Below are 18,863 nucleotides of genomic sequence, written 5' to 3'. Positions count from 1 at the left end.
CGTCGTCATTAAACTTAAAAATTGCCAAGATAGATTATTTTGTTTTCATATCTTTGGCATTGCGTTGCAAATAAATGGTGAGGGCGCGAACCTCATCTTTGTTCATTGAAGTACGATCTTTCATGGAATTGACCACGCCAATCCACTGGTTGGCCGTGTAGTGATCCGCGCCGATAACAGCATGGCAACCGCTACAATTGTTTTGATTTAAGTTGTTGCCATATTGACTAAGTGCGGTCAAATCCGAAGACATTTTTGCTTTTGCTACGTTTACGGCAACATTCACTTCTTTCCATTCGGAATCGGTCACTTCATCGTGTTTGGTTTGCAACACTTGCACATTGTTGCGTGCATCTTCATCTAACAATGCCACTGTAATACGTTTGCCTAAATCCAAATACACCACAGATTCCGCGCCTGTTTGTTGCCAACCATGTATCGTGCCGTGAACTTGATCGCCTTGCGCCTCCCACTGTATGACTTCGGTAAATGGCATTAAACGCACTTCGCCGCCTTTTGCATCTTGTGCTTTCACCATTTCGCTCGCGTAAAGGGATGGCGTCTCGACGATGTTGCTACCTTTTGGCGTAGCCGATTTATCGGTGGACTCTTCCGCGTGCATCACCGGTAAGAAGTGAGCGATGCCTTTGTGGCAATCAATACAGGTTTGTTTGTTGGCATTAGCTTCAATATGCATTTGTTTGGCCAGTTTGGTCTGTTGTGACAATTCCATAGCATCAAAACTGTGGCAGCTACGACAAGTTTCCGAATCGGTGGCTTTTAAATCATCCCAAACCGCTTGCGCCAGTTCCGCACGATGTTGTTCGTATTTCTCTTTGCTGTCCAACTTGCCGACGGCTTCGAAATACAAATCTTTCAAAGTGATAAATTTGGCTTTCACATAATGCCAGCCTTCCTGCGGAATATGGCAATCGACACATTCCGCTCGAATACCTTTTGCGTTGGCAAAATGTTTGGAACCTTCCCATTCTTGACGCGGATAATCCATGGAATGACAACTGACACAAAATTCAGGCGTACTTGTTTTGTGCATAATCCACTGAGAACCCCACAATAAGCCCGCACCCAGCCCCATGAGACAAAGTGCGGTCACTATTTTTGTTGTTTTCATAATTCACCCCTAACAAAGAAAATTTTATTATTTTTATAACAAGAAAGAATAATAACCATAATTGGTTAGATGGATTCTAGTGGGAGAGATGAAAAATAACCATGATCTTAATCAAACAAATGAGCCAACAGTTAGTATTCTCTTAATAATCAATTTGTTATAGAGGTTTTAAAAATGATGAATAATATAATTATTCATTATATAAATTAATATGCAAACAATACCTATAAAGACTTATGGGTACGGTGCGAATAGCATTTTTCCCCTTATCTGCTAAAATGCACGGCATTTTTTTAATGGAACAAAGAAGTTAACCCAACATGAAATTTATTATCAAATTATTCCCTGAAATTATGATTAAAAGCGAATCCGTTCGGAAACGGTTCGTGAAAATCCTGACCGGCAATATCCGTAATGTGTTGACAAAATATGACGACACGGTCGCGGTAGTGAAACATTGGGATTACATCGAAGTGCGGTCAAAAATCGAAGCGAATTTACCGACGCTCATTGAGCAACTGCAACGCATTCCGGGGATTCACCATTTTCTGCAAGTGGAAGAGAAACCTTTTTCCGGTCTGCATGATATTTTTGAGCAAACGTTATCGGATGTGGCATCTCAGTTGGAAAATAAGACCTTTTGCGTACGGGTAAAACGCAAAGGTAAACACGAATTTAATTCACTAGAAGCGGAGCGTTACATCGGTGGCGGATTGAATCAACATATTGCCAGTGCCAAAGTGCAACTGAAAAATCCTGATGTAACGGTGCGTATTGAAATTGAAGACGACAAAATGATGTTGGTTCGCGCCCGTTATGAAGGCATCGGCGGTTATCCGATCGGCACTCAGGAAGATGTGTTGTCGCTGATTTCCGGCGGGTTTGACTCCGGTGTGTCCAGTTATATGCTGTTACGTCGCGGTTCACGCGTACATTATTGCTTCTTTAATTTAGGCGGTGCGGCGCATGAAATCGGCGTAAAACAAATGGCGTATCACATTTGGCAACGTTATGGCAGTTCTCACAAAGTGCGTTTCGTAGCGATTAACTTTGAAGGCGTGGTGGGTGAGATCCTCGAGAACGTGGATAACGGACAAATGGGCGTGGTGCTCAAGCGCATGATGGTGCGCGCCGCGTCTAAAGTGGCGCACCGTTTCGACATTCAGGCGATTGTGACAGGGGAAGCGCTAGGACAGGTTTCCAGCCAAACTTTAACCAATTTACGTTTAATTGATGAAGCCTCTGAGGTGTTGGTGTTGCGTCCGTTAATTACGCACGACAAAGAACAAATCATCGCCATGGCAAAACACATTGGCACCGATGATATCGCCAAATCCATGCCGGAATTTTGCGGCGTGATTTCCAAGAATCCGACGGTGAAAGCGATAAGAGCGAAAATTGAACAAGAAGAAGGCAATTTCAATTTTGCCGTGTTAGAAAGTGCGGTGGAAAATGCGCAATATTTAGATATTCGCCAAATTGCCGAGCAAGCGGAGAAAGAGGTCGTTTCTGTGGATACGGTGTCCGTGTTGGCTGCAAATGATGTGATTATTGATATTCGTAGCCCGGAAGAAATCGACGAAAACCCGTTGCATATTGAAAATCAAGCAATGATACTTCTGCCGTTCTATAAACTTTCCGGTCAATTCGCTGACTTGGATCAAAGCAAAAATTATGTGCTGTATTGCGAGCGTGGCGTGATGAGTAAGTTGCAGGCGCTGTATTTAAAAGAAAGCGGGTTTAATAATGTGAGGGTGTTTAAGAAATAGCGTTAGAATTAATCGTAACTATTTAGAATAGTTTATTTTTTTATTTAAATGGCTACCAAATTTAACGTTTAAAACGTTGTTTTTTATGACCGCACTTTAGATGTAAAACTTCCCCAAAAGGGAAGTTTTTTTATTTTCTAGACCTTACATTTATTAAAATTTCCTATTGAGTTACTTTTTATTGATTTGTGTCAATAACTACTCATTTGTGATTAGGTAGTATTCCGCCCCATTTTATTATGAATATGGGGGATACTATGAATGATATAAAAAAACACTCGGAATGGAGTTCTTTATTGTTGCTACTATTTGTCATCCTGCCATTGGGCATGATTGCTTGTATTGGTATTTACGGCTTTGTCATATGGTTTTTACAACTCTATGTTATTGGCTTGCCGACGGCATAATAAGGAAGTTTTAGCATGAGAAACAAATTAAAAAGTTTATTTTTTACACCCTCTAAGCGTTTTGGGTTAGGAATTTTACTGACGTTAGGATTTATTGTTGGTGCTGTTAGTTGGCAGCAATTTAATAATGTGATGGATGCCACTAGCGCAGAAGAATTTTGTGTTGGTTGCCACTCTATGCAGACGCCTTTTAATGAATTAAAACAAACGGTTCACTGGAAAAATAACAGTGGCGTGCGTGCGACCTGTCCGGATTGTCATCTTCCGCACGATAAGACTAATAAATTTGCCCGTAAAATGCAGGCGAGTCGCGAAGTTTTGGCGGAAATGACCGGTAAATATAACGAAGAAGGTGCTTTTGAACAACATCGTGCGGAAATGGCAGAACGCGAATGGGCCCGTTTTACCGCAAATGGTTCAAAAGAGTGTAAAAATTGTCATAGTTACGAACGTATGGATTTCGATAAGATGTCGAAAGCAGCTCAGAAAGCTATGAAACCTGCGGCAGAACGTAACCAAAGCTGTATTGATTGTCATAAAGGCATCGCGCACCATTTGCCACAGAAACAAGCGGGCGCGGGAAATGCGTCTAAGTTTGAAGAGTTGGTGATTAAAAATCTTAAATCGAATCAAACCTATTATGCTAAAGGCAATGTACCGTTATTTGCTGACGAGGCATTGAGCCAAAATATCGGTAGTCTCGAAACTGCGGCTCCGGTCACTGTAGTGAAATCCGGTGATAAAGCGGATTTGGTAGAACTGCTCATGTGGCGTAAAGATAAAGGTTTCGGACGGATTTGGTATAACCAATTTGGTAAAAATATTACCGATGCCGTTTTAACCAAGGAATTTATGCAAGCCGAGCCAAAATTTGAGGTTTTGGAAACGAAGGAAGATTCATTAACCGGTTTAACTTGGCAGAAAGTGAAACTGCCGATATGGGTTGCCCATGATCAACTGATTGAAAATATCGATGCGGTGTGGGCAAATGCCGAAAATACTTATAAAACTCAATGCAGTACGTGTCATAGACAGCCGCAAGTGGCGCATTTTGATTCCAACACTTGGATCGGTTTATTTAAAGGTATGGTTGGATTTACTAATATCGATGAACAGACCGGTAAAGAAGTGTTGCGTTATCTTCAATTACATTCATCTGATTTTGACACCCATAAAGAACAAGAAAAATAGGAGATTTTGGAATGTTACAAACTCGTCGTCAGTTTTTGAAAAATATGTCTCTTATGGGGGCGATCTGCGCTATGCCGAATTGGTTGGTCGCGAAGGAAAAGGGTGCGGAAGATATTACGCAATGGAAAATGACTGGTTCGCACTGGGGTGCTATTCGTGCCAAAGTGGAAAATGGTTGCGTAGTAGATGTAAAACCGTTTGAGTTAGATAAATATCCAACGGAAATGATCAACGGTATTAAAGGGTTGATTTACAGTGATGCTCGGATCCGTTATCCGATGGTGCGGGTGGACTGGTTAAAAAACAGAGAAAAAAGTGACCGCACTTCCCGTGGCGATAATCGTTTCGTACGTGTAACCTGGGATGAGGCGCTGGATTTATTCTATGAAGAGTTAGAGCGGATTCAGCAAAATTACGGTCCGTGGGCGTTACACACGGGGAATATTGGCTGGCGTTCTACCGGGCAATTCCACAGTTGTGGTAATCACATGATTCGCGCTGTCAGTATGCATGGGCATAGCGTTAGCACCGCAGGTGACTATTCCACCGGTGCAGGGCAGGTGATTTTGCCTTATGTACTAGGTTCCACTGAAGTGTATTCACAAGGGACGTCATGGGAAGTTATTTTGAAAGAAAGTGAAAATATTATTTTCTGGGCAAGTGATCCGGTGAAAAACCTGCAAGTAGGTTGGAACTGTGAAACGCACGAGGCCTATGCCTATTTGGAACAGCTAAAAGCAAAAATTGCTGATAAGCAAGTGAACGTGATTAGTGTGGATCCGGTGAAAACCAAAACGCAACATTATCTAAACTGCGAGCGTCAATATATTAATCCGCAAACTGACGTTCCGTTTATGCTGGCACTTGCCTATGAGTTGTATACCAAAGATTTATATGACAAAAAATTTATAGAAGTCTATACCGTTGGTTTTGAGAAGTTCGTGCCTTATTTGTTAGGGGAAACGGAAGATAAAGTTGCCAAAACACCGGAATGGGCAGCGGAAATCTGCGGAATTAGTGCAGAACGTATTCGTCAATTTGCCCAAATGCTTGCGGGTAAACGAACGCAGTTAATTTTTGGTTGGTCAATTCAACGCCAACAACACGGTGAGCAACCGTACTGGATGGGGGCCGTGCTTGCTTCTATGCTGGGACAAATCGGCTTGCCGGGTGGCGGAATCAGTTATGCGCACCATTATAGTTCCATCGGTATTCCGGAATCCGGTGCGGCAATGCCGGGGGCGTTTCCGTTAAATTTGGACGAGGATCAAAAACCGAAATACGACAATACGGATTATAAAGGTTATAGCTCCGTTTTACCTTGCGCTCGCGTGACGGATTCCTTGTTGCAACCGGGAGAAACCATTAATTACAACGGCAGTAAAGTTGTTTATGCCCCATATAAAATGGCGATTTTCACCGGATGTAACCATTGGCACCGCCAATCCGATCGTAACAAAATGAAAAAAGCCTTTTTACAGCTGGAAACCATAGTATCCATCAATTACAGCTGGACAGCGACTTGTCGTTTTTCCGATATTGTGTTGCCGGCCTGCACGCCGTTTGAGCGTAATGATATAGACGCTTACGGTTCGTATAGCAACCGAGGCGTTATTGCGATGCAAAAATTAATCGATCCGCTATACCAATCTAAACCGGACTTTGAGATCTTTAAAGAACTCTGCCGCCGCTTTGGTAAAGAAAAAGAATATTGCCGGAATATGGACGAGATGGAATGGGTGGAGAGCCTATATGAAGATTGCCGAAAAGAAAACCAAGGCAAATTTGATATGCCGCCATTTGCTGAATTTTGGAAAAAAGGTTATGTCATGTTCCCAGAAGGAAAACCTTGGGTGCGTCATGCCGATTTCCGTGATGATCCTGAATTACATGCATTAGGCACACCTTCCGGCTTTATTGAAATTTTTAGTAATAAAATTGCAGGGTTTGGCTATGACGACTGTAAAGGGCATCCAATGTGGTTTGAAAAAGCCGAACGTTCGCACGGAGGGCCGCACTCTGACAAATTTGCTTTCTGGTTGCAATCTGTTCACCCGGATAAGCGCTTACACTCCCAGTTGTGTGAATCTGCAAAGTTACGTGAAACCTATAGTATTCAAGGGCGTGAGCCGCTGTTTATGAATCCGCAAGATGCTCAAAAACTTGGTATTCAACATGGCGATTTGGTTCGTGTATTTAATGAACGTGGACAAGCCATTGTTGGCGCTCATTTGTCTGACAGTTTTCCAAGCGGTGTAGTGCGTTTACAAGAAGGCGCATGGTATTCGCCTCTCGGTGCGGAAATCGGTGCGATTGATACTTACGGCGATCCGAACACAATGACGCTGGATATCGGTAGTTCTATGTTAGCGCAAGCGGTGAGTGCCAATACTTGTTTGGTTAATGTGGAAAAATTCCAAGGTGTTGCACCACAACCAAATGGTTTTAATGGGGCTATTGAACATGCTTAAGATAAGCATTCAGGAGAGGCAATTTGTCTACAGTTGGATATGTTCCTTGCTTAGCAAGGAACTGACACCGGAGCAGTTAGCGCATTATCAACGTGGTGATTTCGATAGCTTATTCGCTTTTTTAAACGAATTGGGCTTTGCTGAACAAACCGAACAGTTGATCGCTACGTTATATCCGATGGAATTTCAACAACTTGAACTGGCTGCTGATTTCGCGCATACGTTTTTGCTTGAAGGAAATATCAGTGCTATTCCCTATATGTCAGCCTATTTACAGGGTGAAGAGTTGGATGTGGCATTAAACTTGGTCGATCAATGGATGACACATTACCAACTTGGTGTGAATCGGGAGCAAAATGAGCCGAGTGATCATGTTAGCGTATTATTAGCAATTTTAATCCGCTTAATTGGAGAACAGCCTTTTCATGTACAACAAGATTTTGCACAGAAAGTTTTACTGAATTGGTTGCCTGAATTTGTGAGAAAAGCTAATGATGCTTCCTGTAAAACGAAATTCTATGCCATGTTATGCAATTTATTCTTGGCCTTTATGACGGAAGACTTTGCAGTTTAAGTTTAAGTTTAAGTGCGGTCAGTTTTTGTGATGAAAAACATTCAGAAAACCGACCGCACTTTTTTATTCACAATTAGATTTCAAACACCGAGCCGGCAGGAATATCTCGGCGCTGCATATTTTCACTGAAATGCACAATATTATGTTCACCTAGAATTTTCACCTGATTGCCGTTAATTAAAAACGCAGTGCCTTCCGGCATGGCGTAAATTTGTGCCGTCGGGTTCACCAATAAAAATTCTTCAAAACGTTCTTCACGGCTTTCCCCGTTATGCCCAGGCATTTTACCTGAAATGAAGTGTGGATTGATTTGATAAGGGAACAGATTAAGCGCATCAAAAGACGGCGGATAGGTGATCGGCATATCGTTGGTGGTCATGATGGATTTGCTCGCTATATTGGCGCCCGCGCTCCAACCGAAATACGGCGTACCGCTTTTCACTTTTTCACGAATAATGTCTAATAAATCATGTTCATACATTTGCTTTAACAAACAAAACGTATTACCGCCACCAATGGCGATCACATCCGCTTGTTCAATAATGGCGCGGTGCGGTTTGCCATGATGTACCGACTGAATCTCCATATTTAATGGCGCCAGAATTTGTTGCACTTTTTGTTCGTATTGATCGTTGGTTTGACGCACGCCTGCGTAAGGCACAAAAGCGATTTTCTTGCCTTGGTATGGTGCTAAAAAATCCTGTAACCACGGAATGGCATGTTCCAAATAGCCTGTATTGCCATAGCGAGAACCGCTAAGCAGTAACATTTTTTGCATAATTCAATCTCCTGATGAAATAACCTTTACCATTATGCTGAGTTATGTGTTTTTATTAAGCAAAAAATGTGAATTTTGTGATCTGCGTAGAGATTTAAGTGCGGTGAAAAAATGTTGTTTTTTATGACCGCACTTCACTAAATATTTGTGGCTTCCATTTGGATTTGCTGACTGATGTCCGGCTTTTCAACCAATTCGCCCACTAATTCATCAATCGCAGAGCAGAGCAGAGTGCGATCATGGCGATAGGAGACATCGTCGGCATTAAGACGACCGGCGAGAATTTTGAGATGAAGCTGCTCATCAATTGTGGTATCGGTAGGCACAATGGCACCATCGATAATGGGTTTGCCAACGGTTTCATGTATCCATTGAATTCGATCTGTCAGTGAAAGACGCGCTGCCGGACCACGTTCGGTGCCAAGATTATCGATAAAGATTTTTTTAGCTCGACTGTGTTGTAATTGCTCAATAATTTCCGGTAATAAAAGGGGAGGTATAATACTGGTTAAGAAACTACCGGGGCCAAATAAAATGACTTCGGCTTCCTGCAAGGCCTGAATGGCTTCCGGTGTGGCAGAGACATAAGGCACCAGAAAAACAGATTTTGGTAAGTCAACTAGACTATCTACGCTCACTTCTCCTACGACGCTAGAGCCGCAATCTAACACGGCGGCAAGGTGTACAGGTTGCTCTGACATGGGCACGATGAACGATTTCACCCGCAGTAGATCACGTATCAGATTCACCGCTTCCGTCGGGCGAATATGCATATCCTCCAAAGCTTTTAACATAAGATTGCCAAGGTTGTGGCCGGCTAATTCGCCATTGCCACTGAAGCGGTATTCAAAAAGGGCAGAGGCTGTGCTGGGTTCGGTGATAATTTGATTTAAGCAATTACGCAAATCACCCCACGCGATGCCGCCTTGAGCGGTACGAATACGGCCTGTGGAGCCGCCGTTGTCAGTAGTAGTGACAATGGCGGTTAGCCGTTCTTTCATAAAACTAAGCGCAGACATGACACGCCCCAATCCGTGCCCACCGCCGATGGCTACGATTTTTGTGATCCAACTGAGATTTTCGTGTTGTTGATAGCCTTTAAAATCCGCCATTATATTTCCTCTCATTTTCTGTCGAGAACATTATAGCGATCTATTTTAAATAGAGAAGTTGAACCTGATTAAAGGCTAAAAAGTACCAATTTTTCGTTATTTAATTTATCGCTATATAAATTTATATATAATTGATTTTAAAGAATTTTGTCGTTTTATAATCTAGATCAAATTAATTGATTGCTTTTGTTTTCGTGAATCTCTTACAATACTGGAAAATTCGTTAATCGCATAAACTCCGAGCTTACTTAACCTACGTTTTGTAAAAATATGGTGGTAATGCCAATAGTACGCAGTTTGTATTATTCAGGGATACGTTGGAAACGGCTTATCCTCTCCGTTTTTTAGAAAGGTGTCAAATGCAACCCATTCCAATAAAAAATGTTGGAGCAGTTCAACTTGTTGATCCGTTCCAGCGTGAATACTATTATCTACGACTATCTATCACGGATGTGTGTAACTTCCGTTGTAACTATTGTTTGCCGAACGGTTATCAGCCTGAGCCAAACAAGCCTAGTTTCCTTACCTTAGATGAAATTCGCCGTTTGGTGAATAATTTTAGTTTAATAGGAACAGAAAAAGTGCGTATTACCGGTGGGGAGCCGACACTGCGCAAAGATTTTCTGCCTATTGTAGAAACTATTAGCCAAATTGAAGGCATCAAACAAATCGCACTCACAACGAACGGATTTCGCTTACTGAAAGATGTTGCTGCGTGGAAAAGCGCCGGAGTGACGTCTATTAATGTAAGTGTTGATAGTCTCGATCCAAGAATGTTCCAACGTATTACTGGCGTTAATAAATTTGATGAAATTATGCGCGGTATCGATCGCGCCTTTGAATGCGGCTACCAGAAAATTAAGGTCAATTCCGTCTTAATGAAAGACCTAAATGCCAATGATTTTGAACGTTTTTTGGCATGGATTAAAGATAAACCGATTCAAATGCGTTTTATTGAATTAATGCAAACCGGTGAGATGGATTCATTCTTCCAAAAACATCACTTATCCGGTCAGGTTCTTGAACAAAAACTATTACTTTCCGGTTGGCAATTGCAAGCCAAAGGACGATCTGATGGCCCTGCAAAAGTTTTTCGTCATCCTGATTATGTGGGCGAAATCGGCTTGATTATGCCTTACGAGAAAAATTTCTGTGCCAGTTGTAACCGTTTACGGGTTTCTGCTAAAGGGAAATTACACCTTTGTTTATTTGGCGAAGAAGGCATTGAGTTACGCGATTTGTTACAGTCAGATGAACAACAACCCCTTCTACAAGCAAGAATTTTTTCTGCGTTACAAGGTAAACGTGAACATCATTATTTGCATATCGGCGATAGTGGTGTGCGCAATCATTTAGCAAGTATCGGCGGTTAACAGGCTGCCGATAACGCAAAAACACATTCAAAATTAACCGCACTTTTAATTATCATGACAACATTTACTCATATTAATGCTAATGGCGAAGCCAACATGGTGGACGTTTCCGAAAAAGCCGAAACCGTTCGTGAAGCCCGCGCCGAAGCCTATGTTCGTATGGCGCCGGAAACCTTACAAATGATTCTCTCCGGTCAACATCACAAGGGCGATGTTTTCGCCACAGCCAGAATTGCCGGTATTCAAGCCGCTAAACGGACTTGGGAGCTGATTCCGTTATGTCATCCGCTGTTGCTTACCAAAGTGGAAGTGAGCTTAACGCCAATGCCTGAGTCCAATCTGGTGCGAATTGAAAGTCTGTGTAAATTAACCGGCAAAACCGGCGTAGAAATGGAAGCCTTAACTGCAGCCGGCGTTGCTGCGCTCACAATTTATGATATGTGTAAAGCGGTGCAAAAAGATATGGTCATTGAAAACGTTCGTTTGTTGGAAAAGTGCGGTGGAAAATCCGGCCATTTTATTGCAAAGGAGACATCATGTTAACGGTCTTATTTTTTGCCCAAACCAGAGAATTGGTGGGGGTAGATAAACTCGAAATAGAAGGTGATTTTGCCACAGCTGAACAATTGCGCCAATATTTGACTGGCAAAGGAGACAAATGGGCGTTGGCATTGCAACCGGATAAACTCTTAGTCGCCATTAATCAAACGTTGATGCCGTTAGAAAGTGCGGTTAAAAATGGTGACGAAATTGCGTTTTTCCCACCAGTGACCGGGGGTTAAATGGACGATATACAAATTTCGGTGCAAGAGCAGACTTTCGATCAAAATGCAGTATATCGTTGGTTGAGTGAAGAAACTTCAGTAGGTGCCACGGTTATTTTTGTGGGTAAAGTGCGCGACTTAAATTTGGGCGATGAAGTCAGCAGTTTGTATTTGGAGCATTATCCCGCTATGACTCATAAAGCGTTATTGGATATTGCCCAACAGGCAAAAGTGCGGTGGGATTTACAAAAGATTTCAATTATTCATCGTGTCGGTCAACTGAATACCGGCGATGAAATTGTATTGGTGGGTACGTCATCTGTTCATCGGGGCGATGCTTACCACGCCAATGAATTTATAATGGACTATTTGAAAACCAAAGCACCTTTTTGGAAAAAAGAACAAACAACGAAAGGGGAGCGTTGGATTGAAGGACGTGACAGTGATTATGCCGCTGCCGATAAATGGAAATAATATATTGTAAAATCTCAGAAAATAAACAGAAAAATATCCGTTTTACCTACGAAACGGATATTTTTTTATTGTGATAAACACAAAAAGATTATGGTTTTCTTGGAAAATGTAACCTGCTTTGTGGTAAAATAAACGACCATTTTTCTTGGTATCACAAGATGCCAACTGAATATTTTTATTATTTTGAGTCGTCGGAGGAATAGATGACAAGTTCTGCAAATAAACGTTCTATAATGACGCTATTTTCAAATAAAACAGATATTTATTGCCACCAAGTAAGAATCGTATTAGCAGAGAAAGGCGTAGCTTATGAAACGGAAATTGTAGATCCGCAAGCATTACCGGAAGATTTAATGGAACTCAATCCGTATGGTACTGTGCCAACATTGGTTGACCGTGATTTAGTATTATTTAATTCACGCATTATTATGGAATATTTAGATGAGCGTTTTCCTCATCCGCCATTAATGCCGGTTTATCCTGTGGCGCGTGGCAAAAGCCGTTTATTAATGTTACGCATTGAGCAAGATTGGTATCCTACTTTAGAGAAAGCACAAAATGATCTGTCTGACGCAGAACGTGCAAGTGCGTTAAAACAACTGAAAGAAGAGATTCTTGCGATCTCTCCAATTTTCAATCAACACACCTATTTTATGAGTGACGAATTTAGTCTTATCGACTGCTATGTCGCACCATTGTTGTGGCGTATGCAGGAATTAGGCGTGGAATTCAGCGGTGCCGGCAGTAAAGCAATCAAAGCTTATATGTCTCGTGTGTTTGAGCGCGATTCTTTCTTACAATCCGTGGGTGAATTAGCACCAAAAAATTTAATGGATGAGAAATAATAGGTCGACAAATGGAATATAAATCATCTCCGAAACGTCCTTATTTATTAAGAGCATATTACGATTGGTTGATTGATAATGACTTTACGCCGTATTTAGTGGTCGATGCTACTTATTGGGGCGTGAAGGTACCGGTTGAATATGTGAAAGACGGGCAAATCGTGTTGAATTTATCTGCCAGCGCCACGGGTAATTTGCAGCTCACCAATGATTTTATTCAATTTAATGCTCGTTTTCGTGGTGTGCCACAAGATATTTATATTCCTATGGGGGCAGCATTAGCTATTTATGCCCGCGAAAATGGCGACGGCGTGATGTTTGAACCGGAAGCTGTTTATGAACATCCGGAACAAGCTGAAGAGCAACCAACGAGTTTTGAGAATGTGGTTGATAAAACGGAAAAGCAAAAAAGTACAGAGAAAAAATCCTCTTCTCATTTACGTATTGTAAAATAGCCGTTCATCATCAAATAGAAAAAACACCGAAAAAAGATACCGCACATTGGTATCTTTTTTGTTGTTTGATATTTTAAAGTGCGGTGAGTTTTAAATATGTTTTTACCGTTATAAAAAAAATCCCCTTATTCATAGTTGAAAAGGGGATTTTTGTTTTTTTAAGTATTAGAAATTAGCATTGCGTGGCGCACGTGGGAACGGGATAACATCACGGATGTTTTGTAACCCTGTCACATATACGATTAGACGCTCAAAACCTAGACCAAAACCGGAATGCGGCACAGTACCGTAACGACGTAAATCACGATACCACCAATAATCTTCCGGGTTTAAGCCCATTTCTACCATACGTTTATCTAACATGTCTAAGCGTTCCTCACGTTGTGAACCGCCGATGATCTCACCGATTCCCGGTGCTAACACGTCCATTGCCGCAACGGTTTTTCCGTCATCGTTTAAACGCATATAGAAGGCTTTGATGTCTTTCGGATAGTTTTTCACCACAACAGGGGATTTGAAATATTCTTCTGCCAAATAGCGTTCATGTTCGGAAGAAAGATCGATACCCCAAGAAACCGGGAATTCAAAGGTTTTGCCGGATTTCAATAAAATCTCAATAGCATCGGTGTAATCTACTTGCGCAAAATCGGAATTAATGAAACGTTCCAAGCGATTAATGACATCACCGTCAACATGTTTAGCAAAGAATTCTAAATCATCGCGACGCTCAGCTAAAACTGCGCGGAAAACATATTTCAACATATCTTCGGCAAGTTTTGCGTTGTCGGCGAGTGTTGCGAAAGCCACTTCCGGTTCAATCATCCAGAATTCCGCTAAATGGCGCGTAGTATTTGAGTTTTCGGCGCGGAATGTTGGCCCCAAAGTATAGATTTTACTTAATGCGCAAGCATAAGTTTCACCGTTTAATTGGCCGGATACGGTTAAGAACGATTCTTTACCAAAAAAATCTTCGCTAAAATCCACCGCACCTTTGTCTGTGCGTGGCAAGTTTTCCAAGTCTAAGGTGGAAACTCGGAACATTTCACCTGCGCCTTCTGTATCAGAAGCGGTGATTAACGGGGTGGCAACCCAATAGAAACCTTGCTCGTGGAAGAAACGATGAATGGCTTGTGCTAAGCAGTGACGAACACGTGCAACGGCACCAATGATATTTGTGCGAGGACGCAAGTGTGCTACTTCGCGTAGATATTCGATAGAGTGGCGTTTGGCTGCCATCGGATAGGTTTCCGGGTCTTCCACCCAACCGGCAACTTCTACATTTTCCGCTTGTAACTCAACGGCTTGTCCTTCAGCCGGGGATTCAACCACTGTCCCTGTCACAATAACGGAACAGCCGGCGGTTAAACGTAACACTTCAGATTCATAATTGGTGATGTCATTATTTACGATAGCTTGAATTGGTGCGAAGCAAGAACCGTCATAAACGGCAAGAAAGGATAGGCCTGCTTTGGAATCGCGACGGGTGCGCACCCAACCGCGCACAGTCACTTTTTCGCCAATTGCAATTTTGCCTTGTAGTACATCTACAATTGATGCAATTTTCGTCATATATACCTCAAAATTAATGCATTTTCATAAACCGCGTTAGTTTACCTCAAGTTAGAATAATTGCCAAAGCGTATCGGAAGTTTTTATTTTTGTGATGTGAGACGCAGATTTAATGTAAAGCACTTGAGTAAAAAAAACGAACTGGTATAAATAATTTCAGTAAATTAATTATTATAACAATATGGAATTATTTGATGAGAAAGGAAGAAAAAACCCCATTACGTTTAATCCAATTAGGTAAAATTTACCGACTAATTGAACAATTTGAAGAAATTTCCCGCATTGAGTTATCAAAACTTTCCGGCTTGGCGCCGGCCTCCATCACTTCCTTAAGCCGAACCTTAATTGAAGAACGTTTAGTTATGGAAAAAACAGTGCGTACAACGGATGTACGCGGACGTCCTGCCATTGCACTATGTGTGTCTCCATTTTATTGGCAGGCTTTATGCGCCACCTTAATGGAAGATCGGTTTGAAATCATCCTAAGCGAACTAGACGGTGCGATTATCGAACAATACATTTTTCCTTTATTAAAAAACGACTTACAGCATTTAGATAAGTTTTTAGTGCGAAGTTTGAAACAATTTCTTGCAGAAAGTCATGCATTGGCGAGGCCCATTACTTTTTCTGTTACTGTCGGCGGTGAATTGGATAAGGAGGGTTGTTTAATTAAATTGGGCCATACGAAATTTGAACATTTGGATTTAAAAACCTTATTTAAACCTTATTTCAAAGTGCCGATTTTAATTACCGAATATTTTAAAACCTGGTTATTAGCCGAATCGACTTTAGGCAATGTCATTAATTGTGACGATGTGTTATTCATACAATTGGATGAGGAAATCAATCTTAGCGTATTGTCACAGGGTGAAGTTTTGTTTAATCGTGAACAGGAGCGGGTGAATATTGATCATTTGATCGTGCCAAGACTAAACGAACTACAGGCACTGATGAATCATGATCTGCCTGAAGTTAAACGCTATCAAGTGCAGCATCAAATTACACATCGCGCCATTGTGCAACTTGTGGACGCTTTATATCCGAATAATATATTCACCAATAATTCTGACAAAATAAAATTCTTATGTGAACAAATTAAACAAAACGAAAGAAATGCATTGCGCATTTTAGACCATATAACAGATTGTTTTGCTTATATTTTAATGAATTTGGTTAATATTTTCTCTGCACAAAGAGTTATGTTGAATTCCGGCTTATTGGTAGTTAAAGACATTTTTCTTGAACAACTAAATCACAAATTATCTGCCTATTTATCGAACAAAGAAGCTCCCGTGGAAGTGATTACCGGTAAATACGAATGGAATAGCCCGATTGTTGCTGGTGCCGCGATTAAACAAGGGATTTATGATGGGAGTTTGTTGACTTATTTGGTAAAAAACGAATAAAAATAAGAGAAATCTATCAATTTTTGTTTTAGCTCAATATTACTCATTGGAATTTCCCTTAGAATTCTGCCACTAGTATGAGAAAGAGGAAGACAATGAGTAGTTTTTTTGTTACGGGTACAGACACCAATGTCGGCAAAACCGTCGTTAGTCGCGCAATTATGCAGGCACTTCAAAAAGCTGGCGTACAAATTGTCGGTTATAAGCCCATTGCCTATGGGCAAGAAGATATCGTTTATCCCGATTACCAAAAACTCGCCACTGATGATTATGATGCCAAGGATAATTCCGACGTGCTCACCTTAATGCATAGCACCAAAGAAAATGTAAGCTATGAAGACATTAACAGCTATACCTTTTTACACTCTATGCCAATTCTGACGGAAAATTGTAAACGGGTACAAATTAGTAAATTAAATGCTGATTTGACACGTTTATCTTCATGTTATCAGTCTATTTTGGTGGAAGGGGCTTTTGGTTGGCTGACACCGATTAACAAAGATTATAGTTTCGCCGATTGGGTTGCCGAGCATAATATGCCTGTTGTTTTGGTTGTAGGTATTAAAGAAGGGTGTATCAATCACACATTGCTGACGGCAAAAGCAATTCTTGATTGCGGTTTGCCATTATTAGGTTGGGTTGCTAATCGCATTAACCCTTGTTTAGGTTATTACGCTGAAATTATTGAGACCTTAAAGCAAAAAATTGATGCACCGTTATTAGGTGAAGTGTCTTACATCCATAAACCGGAAGAACAAGATCTAAGCCGTTTTATCACTAATCTTGATCGCTTAACCTATATGCAAACAGAATTGGTGGCTTAGGAAATAAGGCAAAAGTGCGGTCATTTTTTGCAATGAATTTATACTTAGTCATTGCCTAATAAAAAATCGTAGAGATTTTGTCTCTACGATTTTTTTCGTTATGAATAGCCGGAATTATATACCGGGCGCTTTCCAAAGTGAGGTTGTTAACCCGCTATCAACCAGTTGTAGCTGTCTTTTATAAATATTGACCCATTGCTTTTTATGCACTTGGTATAAAGCATGATTTTCCGAATTTGGTTGATGTTGTCGCTCAAATTTCACTAATTTCTTACCGGCTTCGGCTAAAGAAGAGTAGAGTCCAACCCCAACGCCGGCCGCAATGGCGCAACCTAATGCAGTTGCTTCTTTGACAACTGGAATATTCACGATTAAGCCGGTGACATCCGCTAAAATTTGGCTCCATAACTTGCCTTTCGAACCGCCTCCGGCAAAGACGATAGAGGTTAGTTTAACTCCGGAAAATTTTTGAACCTGCTCCAAATTGCAAGAAGATACAATCGCGGCATTTTCTTCTAATGCACGGAATAAGACGGCTTTATTGCACTTATCTGGATCGATAGAGATGTTAATGAAAGACGGTGCGGCGTGATACCAAGATTTAAAATGCATCGCATCGGAGAAAATCGGAATGACATTATTAGCTCCAACTGGTACACGTTCTGCCATTTGTTCCAGTAAACTGTAAGCATCCACGCCTAAGCGCTCGGCCAATCTTTTTTCCTCTTCACAAAAGGCATCGCGGAACCAACGCATGGTTAATCCGGTGAAAAAACTAATAGATTCCGCTTGTACTAATGGAGGAATCACATGCGGATTGATGCGCACATTCATTTCGGGGTCGGTTACCGCTTGAGGGAGGTTAACCACTTGTTGCCAAAATGTACCGCCGATAACTGCTGTTTGAGCATGTTCGGTGACACCTAAACCGATGCAACCAAGTTGCACATCCCCCCCACCAACAACGACCGGTGTACCTTCCTGCAAGCCGGTTTGATTAGCAACTTGCGTCGTGACTTTACCCAATAAGGTTCCTGTTTCTTTAACAGGCGTTAGAATATTGGCATTGAGTCCCGCCATATCCAGTAACTCGGGAGACCATTGACGTGTTTTCAGGTTTAACATTCCTGTTGTGCCGGCATTGGAAGGTTCAACCGCGAGTTCACCACTTAACATAAATGCCAACCAATCGCTAATCATGGAGATGGCTTTTGTTTGACGATAAATATCCGGACGGTGATGGGCAAGCCAGAGTAAACGGGGAACGGCGCTAAGCGCTAGAGTTTGCCCGGATATCGAATAGAGTTGTTGCTCAAAAGTATAGTTATATAGGGTTTTTAATTCTTTTACTTCTTCCACCGCACGAGCATCAACGTTGCCACAAGCCCAAATCGGCGTTTTATGTTCGTCATAAAGCACAATGCCTTCACGCATGGAACAGGTGGATATTGCGGCGATTTGTTGCGGCTGAATTTGAGACTTGGTTAACGACTGTTGAATACACTCACAGGTTAGTTGCCAGTTATTGGCCAGGTCAAACTCCATTGAGCCGGGGATATTCGGATCAGAGAAATGCGTCCATTCCCGTTGTGCGGCGGTGATCTGGTTACCATTTAAATCAAAAATGACTGCACGAACACTGCCGGTACCTGCGTCCAATGCCATTAAATAAGTTGCTTGATGACTCATCATTTCCTCCTGTTATTTAGGAAGAAAATC

At 41.5% G+C, this 18,863-nt stretch carries 18 protein-coding genes and 1 riboswitch; of the genes, 13 read left to right on the top strand and 5 right to left on the bottom strand.

What is annotated here, in order from left to right; translation table 11 throughout:
* Positions 1-34: 34 nt before the first annotated feature.
* Positions 35-1,135, bottom strand: coding sequence for a NapC/NirT family cytochrome c (locus EL144_RS08220; protein ID WP_032994846.1), 1,101 nt, complete (start codon positions 1,133-1,135; stop codon positions 35-37).
* Between the two features lie 317 nt (positions 1,136-1,452).
* Here EL144_RS08220 and thiI point away from each other — a divergent pair, with 317 nt between their 5' ends.
* From thiI to torD, 5 genes are all read left to right on the top strand, one after another.
* Positions 1,453-2,901: a tRNA uracil 4-sulfurtransferase ThiI gene (gene thiI / locus EL144_RS08215; RefSeq protein ID WP_005703245.1), complete on the top strand. Its 1,449-nt coding sequence runs from the start codon at positions 1,453-1,455 to the stop codon at positions 2,899-2,901.
* Between the two features lie 257 nt (positions 2,902-3,158).
* A complete protein-coding gene (locus EL144_RS08210; protein ID WP_012771509.1) occupies positions 3,159-3,308 on the top strand; it encodes a nitrate/trimethylamine N-oxide reductase NapE/TorE in 150 nt (49 codons plus the stop codon).
* Between the two features lie 15 nt (positions 3,309-3,323).
* Positions 3,324-4,499, top strand: coding sequence for a pentaheme c-type cytochrome TorC (gene torC / locus EL144_RS08205; protein WP_005703242.1), 1,176 nt, complete (start codon positions 3,324-3,326; stop codon positions 4,497-4,499).
* Between the two features lie 11 nt (positions 4,500-4,510).
* A complete protein-coding gene (gene torA, locus EL144_RS08200; RefSeq protein WP_005703241.1) occupies positions 4,511-6,970 on the top strand; it encodes a trimethylamine-N-oxide reductase TorA in 2,460 nt (819 codons plus the stop codon).
* 46 nt (positions 6,971-7,016) lie between these two features.
* A complete protein-coding gene (gene torD / locus EL144_RS08195) occupies positions 7,017-7,544 on the top strand; it encodes a molecular chaperone TorD (protein ID WP_005703240.1) in 528 nt (175 codons plus the stop codon).
* A 73-nt stretch (positions 7,545-7,617) separates the two neighbouring features.
* Here the strand turns inward: torD and pepE are convergent, their stop codons facing one another.
* Complete coding sequence (gene pepE, locus EL144_RS08190) at positions 7,618-8,322, bottom strand: dipeptidase PepE (RefSeq protein ID WP_005703238.1); 705 nt, start codon at positions 8,320-8,322, stop codon at positions 7,618-7,620.
* Between the two features lie 137 nt (positions 8,323-8,459).
* The gene (locus EL144_RS08185; protein ID WP_005703237.1) at positions 8,460-9,434 is read right to left on the bottom strand and encodes a gluconeogenesis factor YvcK family protein; all 975 of its coding nucleotides are present in this window, start codon (positions 9,432-9,434) and stop codon (positions 8,460-8,462) included.
* A 224-nt stretch (positions 9,435-9,658) separates the two neighbouring features.
* A riboswitch (molybdenum cofactor riboswitch) is annotated at positions 9,659-9,805 on the top strand.
* On the opposite strand from EL144_RS08185, the gene moaA reads away from it, so the two are divergent.
* From moaA to EL144_RS08155, 6 genes are all read left to right on the top strand, one after another.
* On the top strand, positions 9,794-10,807 hold the full coding sequence (gene moaA, locus EL144_RS08180; protein WP_032994843.1) for a GTP 3',8-cyclase MoaA: 1,014 nt from the start codon (positions 9,794-9,796) through the stop codon (positions 10,805-10,807). (Overlaps the previous riboswitch by 12 nt.)
* Before the next feature lie 54 nt (positions 10,808-10,861).
* Positions 10,862-11,350 (top strand): cyclic pyranopterin monophosphate synthase MoaC, encoded by a 489-nt coding sequence (moaC, locus tag EL144_RS08175; RefSeq protein ID WP_005703234.1) that lies wholly within the window; start codon positions 10,862-10,864, stop codon positions 11,348-11,350.
* Positions 11,344-11,589, top strand: coding sequence for a molybdopterin synthase sulfur carrier subunit (gene moaD, locus EL144_RS08170; RefSeq protein WP_005703233.1), 246 nt, complete (start codon positions 11,344-11,346; stop codon positions 11,587-11,589). The genes moaC and moaD overlap by 7 nt, the downstream gene beginning before the upstream one ends.
* Positions 11,590-12,045, top strand: a complete 456-nt coding sequence (gene moaE, locus EL144_RS08165) for a molybdopterin synthase catalytic subunit MoaE (protein WP_005703232.1) — start codon at positions 11,590-11,592, stop codon at positions 12,043-12,045.
* Between the two features lie 203 nt (positions 12,046-12,248).
* On the top strand, positions 12,249-12,890 hold the full coding sequence (gene sspA, locus EL144_RS08160; protein ID WP_005703231.1) for a stringent starvation protein SspA: 642 nt from the start codon (positions 12,249-12,251) through the stop codon (positions 12,888-12,890).
* 11 nt (positions 12,891-12,901) lie between these two features.
* The gene (locus EL144_RS08155) at positions 12,902-13,345 is read left to right on the top strand and encodes a ClpXP protease specificity-enhancing factor (protein ID WP_005703230.1); all 444 of its coding nucleotides are present in this window, start codon (positions 12,902-12,904) and stop codon (positions 13,343-13,345) included.
* 165 nt (positions 13,346-13,510) lie between these two features.
* On the opposite strand, the gene asnS is transcribed toward EL144_RS08155, so the two are convergent.
* A complete protein-coding gene (asnS, locus tag EL144_RS08150; RefSeq protein WP_005703229.1) occupies positions 13,511-14,914 on the bottom strand; it encodes an asparagine--tRNA ligase in 1,404 nt (467 codons plus the stop codon).
* Positions 14,915-15,108: 194 nt separating this feature from the next.
* On the opposite strand from asnS, the gene EL144_RS08145 reads away from it, so the two are divergent.
* Complete coding sequence (locus EL144_RS08145) at positions 15,109-16,320, top strand: ROK family protein (RefSeq protein ID WP_005703228.1); 1,212 nt, start codon at positions 15,109-15,111, stop codon at positions 16,318-16,320.
* Positions 16,321-16,415: 95 nt separating this feature from the next.
* Positions 16,416-17,144: a dethiobiotin synthase gene (gene bioD, locus EL144_RS08140; protein WP_005703227.1), complete on the top strand. Its 729-nt coding sequence runs from the start codon at positions 16,416-16,418 to the stop codon at positions 17,142-17,144.
* 114 nt (positions 17,145-17,258) lie between these two features.
* Here the strand turns inward: bioD and lsrK are convergent, their stop codons facing one another.
* Positions 17,259-18,833, bottom strand: coding sequence for an autoinducer-2 kinase (gene lsrK / locus EL144_RS08135; protein ID WP_032994839.1), 1,575 nt, complete (start codon positions 18,831-18,833; stop codon positions 17,259-17,261).
* Between the last annotated feature and the right edge of the window lie 30 nt (positions 18,834-18,863).

Origin of the sequence: Aggregatibacter aphrophilus ATCC 33389, assembly GCF_900636915.1 — a bacterium.
Taxonomy (GTDB): domain Bacteria; phylum Pseudomonadota; class Gammaproteobacteria; order Enterobacterales; family Pasteurellaceae; genus Aggregatibacter; species Aggregatibacter aphrophilus.
This window is presented reverse-complemented; position numbering and strand designations above follow the sequence as displayed.

Excerpts from the sequence above, each read along its gene's own strand:
- thiI (WP_005703245.1), top strand. The coding sequence starts at position 1,453 with ATGAAATTTATTATCAAATTATTCCCTGAAATTATGATTAAAAGCGAA.
- EL144_RS08210 (WP_012771509.1), top strand. The coding sequence starts at position 3,159 with ATGAATGATATAAAAAAACACTCGGAATGGAGTTCTTTATTGTTGCTA.
- torC (WP_005703242.1), top strand. The coding sequence starts at position 3,324 with ATGAGAAACAAATTAAAAAGTTTATTTTTTACACCCTCTAAGCGTTTT.
- torA (WP_005703241.1), top strand. The coding sequence starts at position 4,511 with ATGTTACAAACTCGTCGTCAGTTTTTGAAAAATATGTCTCTTATGGGG.
- pepE (WP_005703238.1), bottom strand. The coding sequence starts at position 8,322 with ATGCAAAAAATGTTACTGCTTAGCGGTTCTCGCTATGGCAATACAGGC.
- EL144_RS08185 (WP_005703237.1), bottom strand. The coding sequence starts at position 9,434 with ATGGCGGATTTTAAAGGCTATCAACAACACGAAAATCTCAGTTGGATC.
- moaA (WP_032994843.1), top strand. The coding sequence starts at position 9,794 with ATGCAACCCATTCCAATAAAAAATGTTGGAGCAGTTCAACTTGTTGAT.
- moaC (WP_005703234.1), top strand. The coding sequence starts at position 10,862 with ATGACAACATTTACTCATATTAATGCTAATGGCGAAGCCAACATGGTG.
- moaD (WP_005703233.1), top strand. The coding sequence starts at position 11,344 with ATGTTAACGGTCTTATTTTTTGCCCAAACCAGAGAATTGGTGGGGGTA.
- moaE (WP_005703232.1), top strand. The coding sequence starts at position 11,590 with ATGGACGATATACAAATTTCGGTGCAAGAGCAGACTTTCGATCAAAAT.
- sspA (WP_005703231.1), top strand. The coding sequence starts at position 12,249 with ATGACAAGTTCTGCAAATAAACGTTCTATAATGACGCTATTTTCAAAT.
- EL144_RS08155 (WP_005703230.1), top strand. The coding sequence starts at position 12,902 with ATGGAATATAAATCATCTCCGAAACGTCCTTATTTATTAAGAGCATAT.
- asnS (WP_005703229.1), bottom strand. The coding sequence starts at position 14,914 with ATGACGAAAATTGCATCAATTGTAGATGTACTACAAGGCAAAATTGCA.
- EL144_RS08145 (WP_005703228.1), top strand. The coding sequence starts at position 15,109 with ATGAGAAAGGAAGAAAAAACCCCATTACGTTTAATCCAATTAGGTAAA.
- bioD (WP_005703227.1), top strand. The coding sequence starts at position 16,416 with ATGAGTAGTTTTTTTGTTACGGGTACAGACACCAATGTCGGCAAAACC.
- lsrK (WP_032994839.1), bottom strand. The coding sequence starts at position 18,833 with ATGAGTCATCAAGCAACTTATTTAATGGCATTGGACGCAGGTACCGGC.